Source organism: Pedobacter sp. B4419 (assembly GCF_059693725.1).
The window spans coordinates 1,590,923-1,606,033 of sequence record NZ_JCASSL010000001.1 but is presented as its reverse complement, the minus strand read 5'-3'; the positions used below and the strand labels follow the sequence as shown (position 1 = coordinate 1,606,033).

General features: G+C 41.9%; 11 protein-coding genes. 10 read left to right on the top strand and 1 reads right to left on the bottom strand.

All coding sequences use genetic code 11. The features are described from left to right. Positions 1 to 47 precede the first annotated feature (47 nt). From AC570H_RS06470 to AC570H_RS06425, 10 genes are all read left to right on the top strand, one after another. Positions 48 to 710, top strand: coding sequence for an Imm19 family immunity protein (locus AC570H_RS06470; protein ID WP_497352899.1), 663 nt, complete (start codon positions 48 to 50; stop codon positions 708 to 710). Positions 711 to 877: 167 nt separating this feature from the next. Beyond that, a complete protein-coding gene (gene mgtE, locus AC570H_RS06465; protein WP_497352897.1) occupies positions 878 to 2,227 on the top strand; it encodes a magnesium transporter in 1,350 nt (449 codons plus the stop codon). A gap of 13 nt (positions 2,228 to 2,240) precedes the next feature. Beyond that, positions 2,241 to 3,242, top strand: coding sequence for a biotin synthase BioB (bioB, locus tag AC570H_RS06460; RefSeq protein WP_497352895.1), 1,002 nt, complete (start codon positions 2,241 to 2,243; stop codon positions 3,240 to 3,242). Between the two features lie 162 nt (positions 3,243 to 3,404). Beyond that, positions 3,405 to 3,959, top strand: a complete 555-nt coding sequence (locus AC570H_RS06455) for an RNA polymerase sigma factor (protein WP_497352893.1) — start codon at positions 3,405 to 3,407, stop codon at positions 3,957 to 3,959. A 105-nt stretch (positions 3,960 to 4,064) separates the two neighbouring features. Then, positions 4,065 to 5,126: a FecR family protein gene (locus tag AC570H_RS06450; protein WP_497352891.1), complete on the top strand. Its 1,062-nt coding sequence runs from the start codon at positions 4,065 to 4,067 to the stop codon at positions 5,124 to 5,126. A gap of 186 nt (positions 5,127 to 5,312) precedes the next feature. Next, positions 5,313 to 8,588, top strand: coding sequence for a SusC/RagA family TonB-linked outer membrane protein (locus AC570H_RS06445; protein WP_497352889.1), 3,276 nt, complete (start codon positions 5,313 to 5,315; stop codon positions 8,586 to 8,588). A 19-nt stretch (positions 8,589 to 8,607) separates the two neighbouring features. Further along, complete coding sequence (locus tag AC570H_RS06440; protein ID WP_497352887.1) at positions 8,608 to 10,194, top strand: SusD/RagB family nutrient-binding outer membrane lipoprotein; 1,587 nt, start codon at positions 8,608 to 8,610, stop codon at positions 10,192 to 10,194. 177 nt (positions 10,195 to 10,371) lie between these two features. Continuing rightward, positions 10,372 to 12,555, top strand: coding sequence for a leucine-rich repeat domain-containing protein (locus tag AC570H_RS06435; RefSeq protein WP_497352885.1), 2,184 nt, complete (start codon positions 10,372 to 10,374; stop codon positions 12,553 to 12,555). Beyond that, entirely contained in the window at positions 12,552 to 13,877 is a 1,326-nt protein-coding gene (locus AC570H_RS06430) for a hypothetical protein (protein WP_497352883.1), read from the top strand. The genes AC570H_RS06435 and AC570H_RS06430 overlap by 4 nt, the downstream gene beginning before the upstream one ends. Next, on the top strand, positions 13,868 to 14,692 hold the full coding sequence (locus tag AC570H_RS06425; protein WP_497352881.1) for a hypothetical protein: 825 nt from the start codon (positions 13,868 to 13,870) through the stop codon (positions 14,690 to 14,692). The genes AC570H_RS06430 and AC570H_RS06425 overlap by 10 nt, the downstream gene beginning before the upstream one ends. Here the strand turns inward: AC570H_RS06425 and AC570H_RS06420 are convergent, their stop codons facing one another. After that, entirely contained in the window at positions 14,693 to 15,103 is a 411-nt protein-coding gene (locus AC570H_RS06420) for an organic hydroperoxide resistance protein (RefSeq protein WP_497352880.1), read from the bottom strand. Between the last annotated feature and the right edge of the window lie 8 nt (positions 15,104 to 15,111).

The window sequence follows — 15,111 nt, the reverse complement described above, 5'->3', positions numbered from 1 at the left end:
AGCCATCTCTTTCGATAAATTTAAAGTTTTGTAATTAGCCCTTTTCTATGAACCTTTCCCTAAACAACCTCGATTTCTGCATCACCTTGTTGTTAGACTTTCCCTTTGCGTCAGACGAGGAAACAGAAACAATGCTGGATGAGTTCTTGGCAGCTCATTACGAAATGCCAACAAATGCTTGGCATAAAGAATTGAGCGGAGATGAAGACGATTTAGACCCAAGTGCTTGGAATGGTACTGTGCTAGAAGTCGGCGTTAATGAAACGGTTACTTTATTTGTCGAGTTTCACCCAAACGAAACCATCTATTTTTTCAATGAAACCTTTTTAGGGAATAGTGGCGGGCATTTCCACCTATCATTGTTAAGCTGGGAAGAATTTACGGCCATAGTTGAAAATAGGGAAAATTCGGATTTATTATTTTTCCTCTTATTGCCTTTGGTAGTAGGATCGATGGCAAAGAAAAAAGAAATATTGACTACCATAGAAAATCGATTAGCAGCATTGCCTTTTGAGAAAGCGCATTCCCCAATTCTTGCAAGATATTTGTTTAACCATACCACTTTTTCAACAGATGAAGCCGAAATGTTTATTGATGATCCTCAACTAGGGATCAGCTGCAAGCGTAACCATTCCGAAAGAAATATCAAAAACGACGAAGAGGATAGGACCAGGGTTAATCAAGTCATTAAGCAGGCAATGCAATTGTAGAAGTACGTACATTGTCTTCGCTACCTAAATGACAAGACAAACCTTTCAATCTTACAAATTCCAACGTTTAACAATCATCAGCCAGATGTTAAAAATCTCTCTATACCCATTCTAAATGCGTTAAGTTAATTTTGTAGCCGTAAATTATTTCTATCTTTAGCCAACGTATGCAATCATTTGAGCTGGACAAAACCGACGTTTCCAAACTAAAGCAGGCGATAAGTGGTGATAACGAACTACTTAAAGCTACGCTAGGGGAATATCATGCGTCTGAAATCGCCATTTTATTTGAGAGCATCGGCAAGGAAGACCGTCAACGGATCATCAATTTGCTCGACGTCGAAACCGCTTCTGAGGTTATTGCAGAGATGCATGAGGAGTCGCACCCGGAAGAGCTTTTATTACAGCTGCATCCCGAAAAAAGGACCGAAATTGTTGAAGAGCTCGACTATGACGATGCGACCGATATCATTTCGCAGTTAGAGGAACATGAGCAAAAGGAGATCCTCGGAGACCTCAGCGAACACGATGCTTCCAGCATCAGAACCTTATTAAGCTACGACGAGGAAACTGCGGGTGGTTTGATGAACACCCAGGTGATCCGCATCAACCTCAATCTGACCAAGAAAGACGCCATTGACGAGATTATTCGCCAGAGCGAAGAAATGGAAGAATTCTACACCGTAAACGTAGTCGACGACGATAATACCTTTAAAGGCATCGTTTCTTTAAAAGACATCATTAAGGCTAAGGGCAATGCCAAAGTTACCGAAATGATCAATGTCAACGCCGTTTACGTAAAGGCAGAAACCGATCAGGAAGAAGTAGCCAGGCTCATTTCGCAGTATAACCTAACGAGTGTTCCAGTGGTCGACGACAACATGAAGCTTCTGGGCCGCGTAACCTTCGATGACGTGATCGATGTTTTGGAAGATGAAAATACAGAAGACATCTTAAAGATTTCTGGTGTATCTGAAGACGAGGAACTGAGCGGTAACTGGATCGAAGCGGTAAAATCGCGTTTGCCATGGCTCATTATCAATTTGGGTACGGCATTTTTGGCTTCTGCGGTGGTTCGCAATTATGAAAATGTAACCGCCCATTTAACCATATTAGCAGCCTACATGACCATTATTGCAGGGATGGGCGGCAACGCGGCTACGCAAGCACTTGCGGTAACGGTTCGTCGTATTTCACTGTACGACCTTACAGATAATCAGGCTTACAGAACTGTTCTAAAAGAATTTACCGTTGGTTTGATCAATGGTGCCGTCAATGGATTGATTGTATTGGCTTTTGCCTATTTCTTTGATTCCAATTTGATGTTGGGTCTCGTTATTTTCTTGGCCATGACGGGTAACCTGGTCATTGCAGGCATTACAGGCTCAAGTATTCCCTTAATTTTAAAGCGCGTTGGCATCGACCCGGCCATTGCCTCTTCAATAATTATTACCACTTTTACCGATGTTTTCGGATTTTTACTTTTATTAGGATTAGCAAGCAAATTATTACTCTAAATATTACCAATATATGCAAGGATTAAGACACGACTGGACGAAAGAAGAAATAGCTGAAATTTATAACAAACCTTTTTTAGACTTGGTTTTCGAAGCGGCAAGCGTTCATCGTCAGAATAAAGACTATTCAGAAGTGCAGATCAGTTCGCTCATTTCTATCAAAACCGGAGGCTGTGCAGAAGATTGTTCCTATTGTCCCCAGGCAGCCAGATACAATACCGGCGTAGATGTACACGCCTTGATGAAATTAACCGATGTGGTTACAGCGGCAGTAAAGGCAAAAGAAGGAGGGGCCTCGCGCTTATGTATGGGTGCAGCTTGGCGCGAAGTAAGAGACAACCGCGATTTCGACCGCGTAATTGAAATGGTGAAAGCCGTAAACGACATGGATATGGAGGTTTGCTGTACCTTGGGTATGCTCACCGAAAACCAGGCACAGCGCTTGGCTGATGCTGGTCTTTATGCCTATAACCATAACCTCGATACCTCTGAAGAAGATTATAAACGCATTATCTCTACCAGAACATATGATGATCGTTTAAATACGATTAAAAACGTTCGTAAAGCCAAATTAACCGTGTGTAGCGGTGGTATTATTGGTTTAGGTGAAACTACTGGCGATCGCATTGCCATGTTGCAAACTTTGGCCAATATGGAGAAGCACCCAGAATCGGTGCCGGTTAATGCCTTGGTTCCGGTAAAAGGAACACCATTGGAAGATCAGCCACGTGTTCCGATTTGGGATATGGTGAGGATGATTGCCACTGCGCGTATCGTGATGCCTAAGTCTGTAGTACGCCTATCTGCCGGAAGAAATGAAATGAGCACATTGGAGCAGGCTTTCTGCTTTATGGCTGGTGCAAACTCGATTTTCGCTGGAGATAAATTATTAACTACGCCGAACCCTGCCTTTGTTGACGACATGGCCATGTTCGAGTTGTTGGGACTAAAAACGCGCGAAGCCTTTAAAAACGGCCGACCAGACAATACCCAAAAGCAAGAAGTATTTGCTTAAACCTATAAGAAGTTCAATAACTTTACAAATCAAGTTAAAAAGGGCCAGTTTCGTACTGGCTTTTTTTGTATAATATTGATTTTGAGCCAATTCGAGATCGCCTATTTTTCTTGTAATATTCTTGTTGATTTTAGTTAATATTGCGTTAACTAACCAAACTCGATGGATAACAAATTAGCGCATCATCTTTTATGGGAACGGCTACGTTCTGGTGATAGAGATGCCTTTTTCGATTTATACAAAGAACTTTATTATCCTTTGGTTAATTTCGGAATTCGGGTATGTGCCGATGCAGATATGTCTGGCGAGGCCACCGATTTGGTTTTTACGACCATTTGGGAAAAACATGAGACCCTTAACCGTGTAGATAACGTAGAAGCTTACCTGCGTACTTTCTTGAAACGAAAATTGTTGCGCATTATGGAGCGCAAACGCAAAATCAATGATGCGCTTTTCAATGCCGGCGAAGATGGAGATTGGATGGAAATGAGTTATGAGGAATTTATTGTAAAGGTGCAGGCCGACGAACTCGTTCGATATCAGCTTAAAAATGCACTGGCCAAATTAACCTTTAAGCAAAAACAGCTCATCCATCTCAAATTTTTTGATGGTTTAAGCTATGAAGACATCGCGCAACAAAGCAACCAAACCGTTAAAACCGCCTACAATACCATTTACGACGCCCTTAAAATCTTAAGGAAAGAGCTCAAAGCTTAGAAAAAATCGCGTTTTTCCCTCAATTTTTTCCAATGTTAAAAAAAAGTTAATTTTTTCTTAGGAAAAAAAGCAACTTCTTGGCACTGTTAGGTAAAGACGATAACGATGATTGATAGAAGTCAATTCGATGCAGAAGATTTTTTGGTAGACAGTACATTCCAGCAATATTGTGCCGGAACCGACCAGCTTTGCATCGAATATTGGGAGAAGTATATCGACGCCCATCCAGCGCAAGCCCAAACTATTGCAGAAGCCAAAAGGCTTTATGTAATTCTGAGCGGCAACAAGCGCCCATTAAACCTGCAGGCCGAGGCATTGGCAACAAGCATTGCTTCTGAAATAAAAACAGTTAAGCTTAAAAACCTGCTTTGGTTAAAGGTAGCTGCTGCCATTATATTGATTGTAGGAGCCACGTATTTCTATGTCAAGCCCACTGCGAGTTCTTTCAAAAAGGAAGCTGCAACAGCCAAGGTTTTTACCACATGCAGTGGCGAACGAAAAAAAATAACCCTGCCAGATGGTACTACGGTATTGCTCAATGCCAAAAGCTCATTGGCTATAAAAGCTGATTTTAATGACAAAAACCGCGAAGTTGTATTAAAGGGTGAAGCCTATTTTGATGTGGTGCACAATAAAAACAAGCCCTTTAAGGTATATACCACAGATTTTAACATCAATGTACTAGGTACCGCATTCAATGTAAAAGCCTATCCTGATGAGATCAGTTCTGAAGCTACCTTAATTCGTGGTTTGATTAATATGGAAGCGCTCAATGGTCAAGGTGGCATCATTACTTTAAAGCCTAGCCAAAAGGTAACCGTGTACAAAACGCTTCCTGCGCAAGACAAAGCCAAACCTTTAAAACCTGTAGCACCAAGGCCAGAAATCACCATTAACCACTACACCTTAATTAAAGACAGTACCATAGTAGAAACGGCCTGGACCCAAAATCGGATCGAAATTTATGATCAGGATTTTGATGAAATCAAGGCGGTACTTGAAAAATGGTACAATATAGAGATCAAATTTAAAAGTCCTGAGGTAGAAAAATACCGCTTTACGGCAACGTTTAGTCAAGAAACGCTAGATCAGGCTTTAGAGGCTTTACAAAAAGTAGAATATTTTAAATATGAAATAAAAGGACACCAGGTAATCATCTCTAAATAAGAATAGAAAAAGGACGGTGTTGGAGCACCGCCCTTTAATATTCTTTTTGATCAAATCGATGGCAGTTTATGCGGAAACAGATCGCTGCCAAAAACTTATGCAACCAAAAAAAACAAAAATATGATTATTTATTACTTACCGCAAGAGCGTTCTCGTTACAAAACGCTCCTAAAATTCATTATGCTAATGAAATTAACCTGTATATTGGTTTTCATTACTTGCCTTAATGTTTCTGCATCGGTGTTCTCGCAAGAGAAAATAACACTCGATGTAAAGAAAACAAAATTGGCCAAGGTCTTACAGATCATCGAGCAGCAAAGCAATTATCACTTTGTGTACAGCTCGTCTTATGTTCCCGTGAACAGGATGATCAGTATTACGGTAACCAACACTCCGGTAACGGATGTATTGGCTACGGTATTAGGCAAAACGAATTTGAAGTATTCTATTTCTGCCGGAGGCTTGATTATCATCAGCAGAAGTAAAGACCAGCCCATCACCGGGACGGTAAAAGATGCCAATGGCGGGGCCTTGCCCGGGGCTTCGGTAAGAGTAAAGGGCACATCAACAGGTGTTTCTACAGACGTGAATGGAAAATTCACTTTAAACGTACCTGAAAATGCAACGCTGGTTATTTCCTATGCCGGATTTCAAACCAAGGAAGTTGCCGTGGGTACACAAACCGTGGTTGATGTAGTTTTGGCTGAAGACACCAAACAGTTGGCCGAGGTGGTAGTTACCGCATTGGGTATTAAAAAAGAACGTAGGGCATTGGGTTATTCGGTAACTCAAATAGGGGGAGAAACCTTAACACAAGCCAGAGAAAACAATGTGGTTAACTCATTGGTTGGCAAAGTAGCCGGTCTCAATGTCAGCTCTACCTCTGGCGGTGCCGGATCGGCCTCAAGTGTAATTATCAGAGGTGTTTCGAGTATAGGCCAGGCTACGCAGCCATTGTACGTGATTAATGGCGTACCCATGGAAAGTGCCCCAGTTGGCTTGAACAACTTGAATTCAGTGGGTAATTCTGGCGGACAATACGATAATGCTCCAGATTTAGGTGATGCAATCAGCAATTTAAATCCTGACGATATTGAAAGTATTTCGGTACTGAAGGGTGCGGCCGCATCGGCATTGTACGGATCTCGTGCAAAAGCAGGTGTTATTTTGATTACCACCAAAACCGGTAAAGGAAATAATATCGAATTCAGCAGCAACTATGTAGCCGAGCAGGTAATGGATCGTACCGACTGGCAGTATGTATACGGTCAGGGAGCCAACGGCGTTAAACCTGGTACGCAATTAGATGCTGGAACTACTGGCGGATCGAGCTGGGGTGCCAAATTAGACGGTTCTAGTGTAATCCAGTTTGATGGTGTAAGCAGACCTTATTCTGCGCAGAAAAACAATGTAGAGAATTTTTACAGAACCGGAGGAAGCTGGACAAACAACATTGCTTTCAACAAATCTTTTGAAGGTGGCGTAATGCGTGTATCGGCCAGTAGTCTCGACAATAATTCTGTGGTACCAAACTCGGGTTTAAACAGACAGAACTTTACGCTTGCAGGTACGGTAGATGCCATTAAAAACCTAACCATTGATGCGCGTTTCAACTATATTTTAGAACAGGCCAAAAATAGGCCCATGGTGTCAGACGGTGCCGGTAATGCCAACTATAATGCCACGTTTTTACCAACCAGTGTTGATATTAGAAGCTTGAAACCAGGCACTAAGGCCGATGGGAGAGAGCTGTCTTACAACACCAGCAATACCTATGCAACCAATCCTTGGTTCGCAGCCTACAACTTTGTACACAATACCAAAAGAGAAAGACTGATCAGCTCTTTCAATGCCCGCTATACTTTTGAAAATGGCTTGTTTTTACAGGCTAGGGCAGGAAGAGATGCTTATAACGACGTCTATACTTCGGTAACTCCATCTGGAACAGCTTATAACGATGCCGGAGGGATTACTGAGCAAAACACCAAATTTACCGACTTGAATATAGACGGTTTGGTGGGCAAGAGCTTTAAAATTGATGAAATATCGATTACACCAAATATAGGTGCCAGCTTAAGACGTACCAAAGCTACCCAAATTACCAACCAAGGCGGCGAGTTTGCCGTTTTTGGAGTACATACATTAACCAACACCAAAACAAAAGCCTTAGGCCTTACCGCATCAGACCAAGAAGTGCAATCTATTTATGGCACCTTGGAACTTGCCTATAAAGATGTATTATACTTAACAGGAAGTGGCCGTACCGATTGGTTCTCTACGTTGGCTGCTCCAGGCAAAGACAATAAACTGAGCGTATTTTACCCTTCGGTAAGTGGATCTTTTGTATTTTCTGAATTGTGGAAACCATCATTCTTAAGCTTTGGTAAATTAAGAGCTGGTTATGCCGTTGTGGGTCAGGCTACCAATCCGTTCCAAACCCAGCTTTACTATAATTTACGTAGCGAAACCATCAATGGCAAACCTATAGGTAATATTGTTAATCCATCTATTCCGAATTCAGCCTTAAAGGGATCAAAAGCAAGAGAATTGGAAATTGGTACGGAGATGCGCTTTTTGGGCGACCGTATTAGCCTCGACTTGACTTGGTACAATAAAAAATCGAAAGATGAGATTTTACCGGTACCAACCTCTACCACAACCGGATATAGTGGCGCAGTACTAAATATTGGCGAATTGCAAAACAAAGGTGTTGAGGTATTGTTGAGTGGCGTAGTGCTCAAAAGCAAGGACTTCAACTGGACATCTACTGTAAACGCTTCTTATAACGACAATAAAGTGTTGAAATTGGCACCTGGCGTAGCCTCTTATCTTATTGCCACTTCAAGGAGCAATGTGGGCTTTGTACAACATTTAGAAGGCAAGGCGATGAACCAGATTATGGCCTACGATTTTAAATATGATGCCAGTGGCAACATTGTTAAAGATGCCAATGGTGTTCCAGAAAGGGGAGATTTAAAAGATTATGGCTCGGCCATCAGCAAATATACAGCGGGTTGGAACAACGAGTTCAATTACAAATCGTTTAACCTGTCTTTCTTAATCGATGGCAAATGGGGCGGAAAGATCTTCGCAGCCACCGATTACTATGGATACGTTTTTGGTTTGCACAAAGCTACCTTGGAGAATCGTGATGCCTTGGGTGTAGGCGCAGCCAATTATTACAGCACCTATGCCAACAACGTTTCTAAACAGTTTGTACAAGATGCCAGTTTCATCAAATTCAGACAGTTAACCTTGGGCTATAATTTCCCTGCCAAAATGTTCAATAATAAAATTAAAGGCTTAAACCTGAGTTTTGTGGGTCGTAACCTGTTTATCTTGATGAAGAAAACAGACAATATCGATCCCGAATCAAGTTACAATGCCACTTTCCCAGGCTTAGAGCTGGGTGGTGTACCGCCGGTACGTACCTATGGCCTAAATTTAAGTGTTAAGTTATAATCCTTTAAAAAAATTGAAAATGAAAACGATCAGAAAATCATATATAGTACTTTCAGTATTTGGATTAGCCTTAGCATCAAGCTGTACCAAAGACTTCCAAGAGATCAATACCGACCCAGTTTCGGTTGGACAAGATAAATACGACCCTAATTACCTATTATCAACCGCACAATTAAATTATACCGGCAGCGTAGATTTTGCCTACGAAACATGGAGGGGCAACCTAATCTATGCTTCTACCATGATGCAAGGCTTTTCATCGGTGATCAGCTATTGGGCTGGCGATAAATACATGCTCAACGAAGGCTATACTGCTGCTTATTGGGAAAAAGCCTATCCGGATCAGGTGAAATACATCGCAGATTTGGTAGAATCGACCAAAGGAAAACCTGAACGCAACAACGTTCACCAAGTGGGCAGGATCTGGAAAGCCTTAATTTTTGAGCGCTTGACAGATTTGTATGGTGATGTGCCTTATTTTGAAGCAGGCCTTGGTTTCTACACCAGCAATCTGTATCCAAAATACGATAGCCAAAAAGCCATCTACACCGATATTTTAAAAGAGCTTGATGAAGCCACTGCCGCATTAACTACTAGTGGCGGTTTGGGAGGCGATTTGATTTATGGTGGCGACATCAACAAATGGAAACGCTTTGGCTACAGCCTGATGTTGCGTGCAGCCATGCGCTTAAGCAAAGCTGATGCTACTTTGGCCCAAAGCTATATCAATAAGGCGATTGGCAAAACCATGACTAGTAATGATGACAATGCGATCATTCGTCATGATGCCTCAGGTGCCCGCGTAACAAAAAACAGAAACAGCCAAGTATTATTGGGAGATGGTGGACAGGAGAACTTTTACGTAAGATGGAGCAATACTTTCATCAATTACCTTAAAGCCAATGCAGACCCTCGCTTGGGCAAAATAGCCGTAACGAAATTGTACTTAACCGATGCCGATAAAAGCATTAAAGGGCAAAATCCGAATTTCGATGCTACACCTGCTAACCAAAAAGGAATGCCAAATGGAAAGGATCTGAGTGGCATTGCCGGTAGAGATGTTCGTCAAGACCCTACGTTTACCGCTTTTATTGATTACTCGTCGCCACATCCTGGTATGCTTAAGGAAGAAGGAAATACCTTTATCCTTACTTATGCAGAAACAGAGTTAATGTGGGCAGAAGCAGCACAACGCTATGGCATTAATGGCCCTGCGGCTACACACTACAATGCTGGCGTAACAGCGGCCATGACTTTCTTGTCGCAGTATGATGCTGCACTGACTATAAGCGCAGGCGATGCGGCCAATTATTTAACAGCACATCCTTATGTAGCGGCCAATGGATTAGAAATGATTTCTACCCAATATTGGGCGCATACCATTACCATGCTCGATTTTTATGAAACCTGGTCGAACTGGAGAAGAACCGGTTTTCCGGCATTGGTGCCAATCGTTTATCCAAATACCAATACTGGCGGCTCAATTCCACGTCGTTTCCCTTATCCTCTGTTCGAGGGGGTATCTAATGCTGCCAACTACAAAGTGGCATCAGCTGCCGTGCCGGGAGGCGATAAATTAGTAGGAAAAGTTTGGTGGGATCAATAGACCAATAAGCTCAAATATTATCAAAGCCGGTTGCAAATGCACCGGCTTTTTTATGCTAATTAACTTGTTTTCAAGCCGTTTTTGGGCATACCTACTTTTAAGTATTTTGCACATTCGATTTCGCTGCAGCTGTTGCATTTCCTAATTTGGTTCATCATAATTAATTGACGCTCCATCATGAAAACAGCAAATCACTTTCTTAAAGCCACTTTTTCGCTATTTATACTTGTGTTTTTCTTTCTTCTTTGTTTGGTAGGACAACCCATTTACGCCCAACAAAGTAACAAAAAGAAGCCGGCCAAAACTACGGGCTCGAAAACCAAATCGACCAAGAAAAAAACGACAACTGTTAAGCCGGCAGTTAAATCTGTGGAGCCAGAAGAGGAAGATGAACCAATTCCAGAACCCGAACCAGTTGTGGTAAACAGGCCTCCCAGCTATTTAGATTACGAGCAAAAAGAGCGCTTTACTTCTGTAGCTAAAGCTTTGCCCATGGCCGAACGCGTTGAATACCTCGATTTGAGCAAACAGTTGCTGAAAGTACTTCCAGCTGAGATCAAGAAGTTTCAAAATGTAGTATTGATCAACCTCAAAAACAATCCATTAAAGAAGTTTCCAACAGAATTGCTCGAGCTTCCGGCACTCAAATACCTGTTGTTAGACAGTACCGGATTGTCAAGCATCAAATTCAGCGACGAAGAACTCGCCAAAGCCAAGCAATCGGGCATAACCTTTATTTCGCTTAACGGAAATAGGTTTGGCAGATTTCCTGTTCAGCTGTTGCAACTAAGTAAATTAACCGAACTGAATTTGGCCAATAACCAAATCTCTAGCTGCGCATTTGAAAAAGGCTATGATCCGAGCACAAGCGCTATTGAAACGATCTGGCTTCAAAACAATAGGCTAGACCAAATTCCGGCTACGTTAGGGCAATTACCGGCACTCACCAAGCTAAATCTGGGTGAGAACGATATCAGGTCCCTAGAAAAGCTAAGCGGTTATAAAAGCCTGAAAAACCTCAAGCTCAACAATAACCCAATAAAAGAGATTCCAACTTCCTTTTACAATCTTTCCCAATTGGAAGAACTGAACCTCGACCTAACCAAAATCACCACCTTGCCCGATTCTATCGGTCGTTTGAACAAGCTTCGGGTTTTAACCATTCCAGCAACATTTTTAAAATTCCCGAAAGATTTTGGCGAACTTAAATTATTGTACGAGCTGTACCTTAGCTATGTGAGGCCTGCCGTTATTACCAATGCCGAAGTCAATACCAAAAGGCTGACTGAATTTCCTTTAGCCATCTTGCAATGCCAAAGATTAAAGGTGCTGACTATTGCTGGATTAAAACTCAATCAAATTCCTGTAGAGATAGGACAGTTGAAACGATTGGAAACCATTGATTTTAGCAATAGCAATTTAACCGCAGTCCCAGCCGAGCTTTTTACCCTGCCCAGCCTCAGGACCTTGAATTTAAGCGCCAACAACATCAAGGATATTCGCATTACCGCAGGACAGCTCACTTCGCTAAACTACCTTAATCTTCAAAACTCGCCCGTTAATGGGCAGTCTTTAATTAACCTGCGCAGGCATCTGCCACAGGCGAAGATCAATTATTTTGATGTAGATTTTGGCCTCAATTTTACCAGTTTTCCATTGCCTTATAAATCGAGGCCACAGTTTAGAACGTTGTATGCGGCTTGCGATAAAAACGATCCCAATGCCTTTTTCGAACTCGGCAGGTTCTTCGAGGTGAACCAGGATTATGGACTGGCCGAAAAATCCTATCGTGCAGTTACCGATAACCCAGAGTTTACCGGTACCGGAAAATCATTGACCTGTTTGCTCAAAATAGCCGAGATCTACGATGATATCAAAAATGAGAAAACCTATGTTTCGCCGTATAAACGCAAACAGTATGCCGATTATACCGATTATTCTACTACCTCAACGCAAAATAAGGCTTATACCATTTATGTACAGATCAGTGATACGGAAGCAAAAGATGCCATCGCTAAACAGGCCCAAAAGAAAGCCAGAGCACGCTTAAACATGATCGCCAATGAAATGGCCGATAACCTGCAGAAAATATACGAATACAACAATAGTGAAATCGAACGGTTGATAGGAGGCTCTGGCAATATGCAGAATGTTTCTGCGCTAGGAAGCAAATTAATGAACGACAGCGCGGTACAGGGCAGCCAAACAGGGGCCTTATTGGGGGCAGCTACCAATCTTTTCGGTAAAGTATCCGCCAGTGTAAAAGACGACAAGGCCGAAAAGCTCAAAGGCGATAACCAGCGCCTCAAAAACGAAATTGCCAACCTAAGAACAACCGCTACCAAATACATGTCGTTATGAGAAAGCTGTTTTTTATAGGTTTGTTGTTGCCCGCACTCGTTTCGGCACAAGAAGTAGACAGGGCAAGCTACCAGAAAAGGTTCGACGATTGCAATGCGGAAAAAGCAGCATTAACACAGAAAATGTTGGCGCTGAGGCAGGATAAAAAAACTTCGTTGGAAGAATATAGGCAGGGCTTGTTCTGTAGCGATTGCAAACGCAGCAAAACAGAGGTAGAAAAACAGGATCGCATCGACTTTCAGAGCCATATTGCTGCTGGTGCAAAAAGCGGTCGGAAGGTCATCGCGGCCACGCCAGAACAGATCGCCAAAAAAGAACAGGAATATAATACCAAAATAAGTCAGGCCGAAAACAATGTAGATGGGAAAAGGTTAGACTGCGAACGCATCAATGCCGAATACCTGAACGCCAACAAGCAGGCCCAACAAAAGCAGCAACAATTGGCCGTTGCCGATGCCAAGGCTATTGAAAACGATAAGCAAAAGCAACAGGCCCAGGCTGCACAGCAAGCTTTGGCAGAATTGGAACGCCAGCGACTGCTTCAACAACAAAAAGATAATTTATTGGCTAACAATCAAGCTAATATGAATAATGAAGTAGCAGACAATAATGCAAATACCCAATCAAAACTAGACCAACATCGAGCCAATAGCACCTTGGATGATGTTCCGGTAGATGCCTATAAATACGATGCGAAAGATGTAGTAAAAAATACCAATAGCCGAACTTTGGCCGAAGCAGCTTTCGAAAAAGTAAAATCATCGCCTCATGTGCAAAGCTTTGGCAAATACTTACAAGGGAAAGGAGAGAAACTAATCAAGAATTGGACAGATTTCGAGGTCGAAAATGTGGGCCGCATCTTTGGTATTAAGCCATCAATTGAAGAAGAAGAGGAGGCCAGAGAAAAAGCACTAAAAGAGCAAAAAGACAGAATTGATGGAAAAAAGGAAGAAAAACAAAAAACCTATAAAGATCAGATCAAAAAATTTGTCAAAGATGAAATGATACAAATGGCTAAAAACTATTTCGAAGATTTTGCAAGTAAAGATCCGATACTTAAAAAATATTACGATGTGTTTGATCAAGCGAGAAGCGAAATAAAGAAATACGATGCCATAACCTTAACCGAATACCATAAAGAGACAATAGGGCACATTAGTAAATTGGCAGATGCAGTTGGGAGCGATAACATTGCCGAAACCGAAGCCATGGATAAGGAGTTTTGGCAAAGCCTACCTAAAAAAACAATAGGATTGGTGCGTCAATACGCATTCAAAAAGAAAAGTATGCTCGAAGATTTTAAAATCATGTTATGGCAATAATTAAACTCAAGAGCCTATTTGTTTTATTGGCTTTAACCCTTGGTTTAAAGGCCTTTGGCCAAGATATAGAAGTAAAGGAACTGATCAATGTGAATAAACCTTTTGACCAAAATCTGTTTCCTAAAGTTGGCCATGCCATCCATAACTTTACGGTGATTGATCCAGGTATATCAATTTTGCCATTAGCTGGTGGCCTCTACATCGCTGGTTGGAACAAATGGTTCCTAAGCCCTTCGACTAAAAGTATCATTCACGCCATCGATTACTTGCCTAAAGATACCGCCATCTATCTCATCGCCGAAAAAGAAAACAGGAAATCATTGTTGATGCTCAAAGAATCGGCAGGAAAAAGTGCTATTGTTAGCTTAATTAATTTACCCACAGGAAGCTACAACATTAAATGCGTCAACAAAAACTTGATCTATATCCTTGGTAGGCAGGATAAGTTTTGGAAAGTTTGGAAATACGATGGCAAGGAACTACAGCTCTTTTTTGAAAGCGAAATAGCGATTAATGATATGGCCACCACAGCAACAGATTTGGTGATGGCCGTTGGCAATACCATCGTTTATTATGGGCCAAAAATTTCAAGAGAAGTCATTAAAATAGACCTCAAAATAGACGGCATAGCCATAGACAGCGATGGAACCTTATTTGTATCTACAGAAAAGGGCATACTCCATTACCTATCGCCAGATTACATTAGCGATGCCGATATCATTACCAATTATATCCACGGCAAATTAAGGATCTATAAAAAGACCCTGTATGTCTTATGGCGAGAAAAAAATCAGGTATTGGAACTTGAGCTTTAACTAAACTGCCGTTACCCTGGTTTCGATATTGCCTTTTGTTGCCTTTGAATAAGGGCAGGCGCGATGCGCTTTTTCGGCCAATGCCTGTGCTTCTTCGTGACTGATGCCTGGGACGTGTACATCCAAATCAGCTGAAAGCACAAAGGCATTTCCATCTTTGTTAAAGGATACATGCACATTGATATGCGCTTCGCTCACATCAACACCTTCACGCTCGGCAACACTACCTAAGGCACCTAAATAGCAAGCGCCCCAAGCAGCCGCAAAAAGCTGTTCTGGATTACTGGCACCACCTTGTCCGCCTAATTCTTTTGGCTTTCTGAGGTCAAAATCCAAAATGCCGTCGCTTGATTTGATATGTCCATCTCTACCACCAATAGCCGTAACAGATGCTGTATATAATTTTTCCATAATATTGC

Excerpts from the sequence above, each read along its gene's own strand:
- AC570H_RS06420 (WP_497352880.1), bottom strand. The coding sequence starts at position 15,103 with ATGGAAAAATTATATACAGCATCTGTTACGGCTATTGGTGGTAGAGAT.
- AC570H_RS06455 (WP_497352893.1), top strand. The coding sequence starts at position 3,405 with ATGGATAACAAATTAGCGCATCATCTTTTATGGGAACGGCTACGTTCT.
- bioB (WP_497352895.1), top strand. The coding sequence starts at position 2,241 with ATGCAAGGATTAAGACACGACTGGACGAAAGAAGAAATAGCTGAAATT.
- AC570H_RS06425 (WP_497352881.1), top strand. The coding sequence starts at position 13,868 with ATGGCAATAATTAAACTCAAGAGCCTATTTGTTTTATTGGCTTTAACC.
- AC570H_RS06470 (WP_497352899.1), top strand. The coding sequence starts at position 48 with ATGAACCTTTCCCTAAACAACCTCGATTTCTGCATCACCTTGTTGTTA.
- AC570H_RS06430 (WP_497352883.1), top strand. The coding sequence starts at position 12,552 with ATGAGAAAGCTGTTTTTTATAGGTTTGTTGTTGCCCGCACTCGTTTCG.
- AC570H_RS06450 (WP_497352891.1), top strand. The coding sequence starts at position 4,065 with ATGATTGATAGAAGTCAATTCGATGCAGAAGATTTTTTGGTAGACAGT.
- AC570H_RS06440 (WP_497352887.1), top strand. The coding sequence starts at position 8,608 with ATGAAAACGATCAGAAAATCATATATAGTACTTTCAGTATTTGGATTA.
- AC570H_RS06445 (WP_497352889.1), top strand. The coding sequence starts at position 5,313 with ATGAAATTAACCTGTATATTGGTTTTCATTACTTGCCTTAATGTTTCT.
- mgtE (WP_497352897.1), top strand. The coding sequence starts at position 878 with ATGCAATCATTTGAGCTGGACAAAACCGACGTTTCCAAACTAAAGCAG.
- AC570H_RS06435 (WP_497352885.1), top strand. The coding sequence starts at position 10,372 with ATGAAAACAGCAAATCACTTTCTTAAAGCCACTTTTTCGCTATTTATA.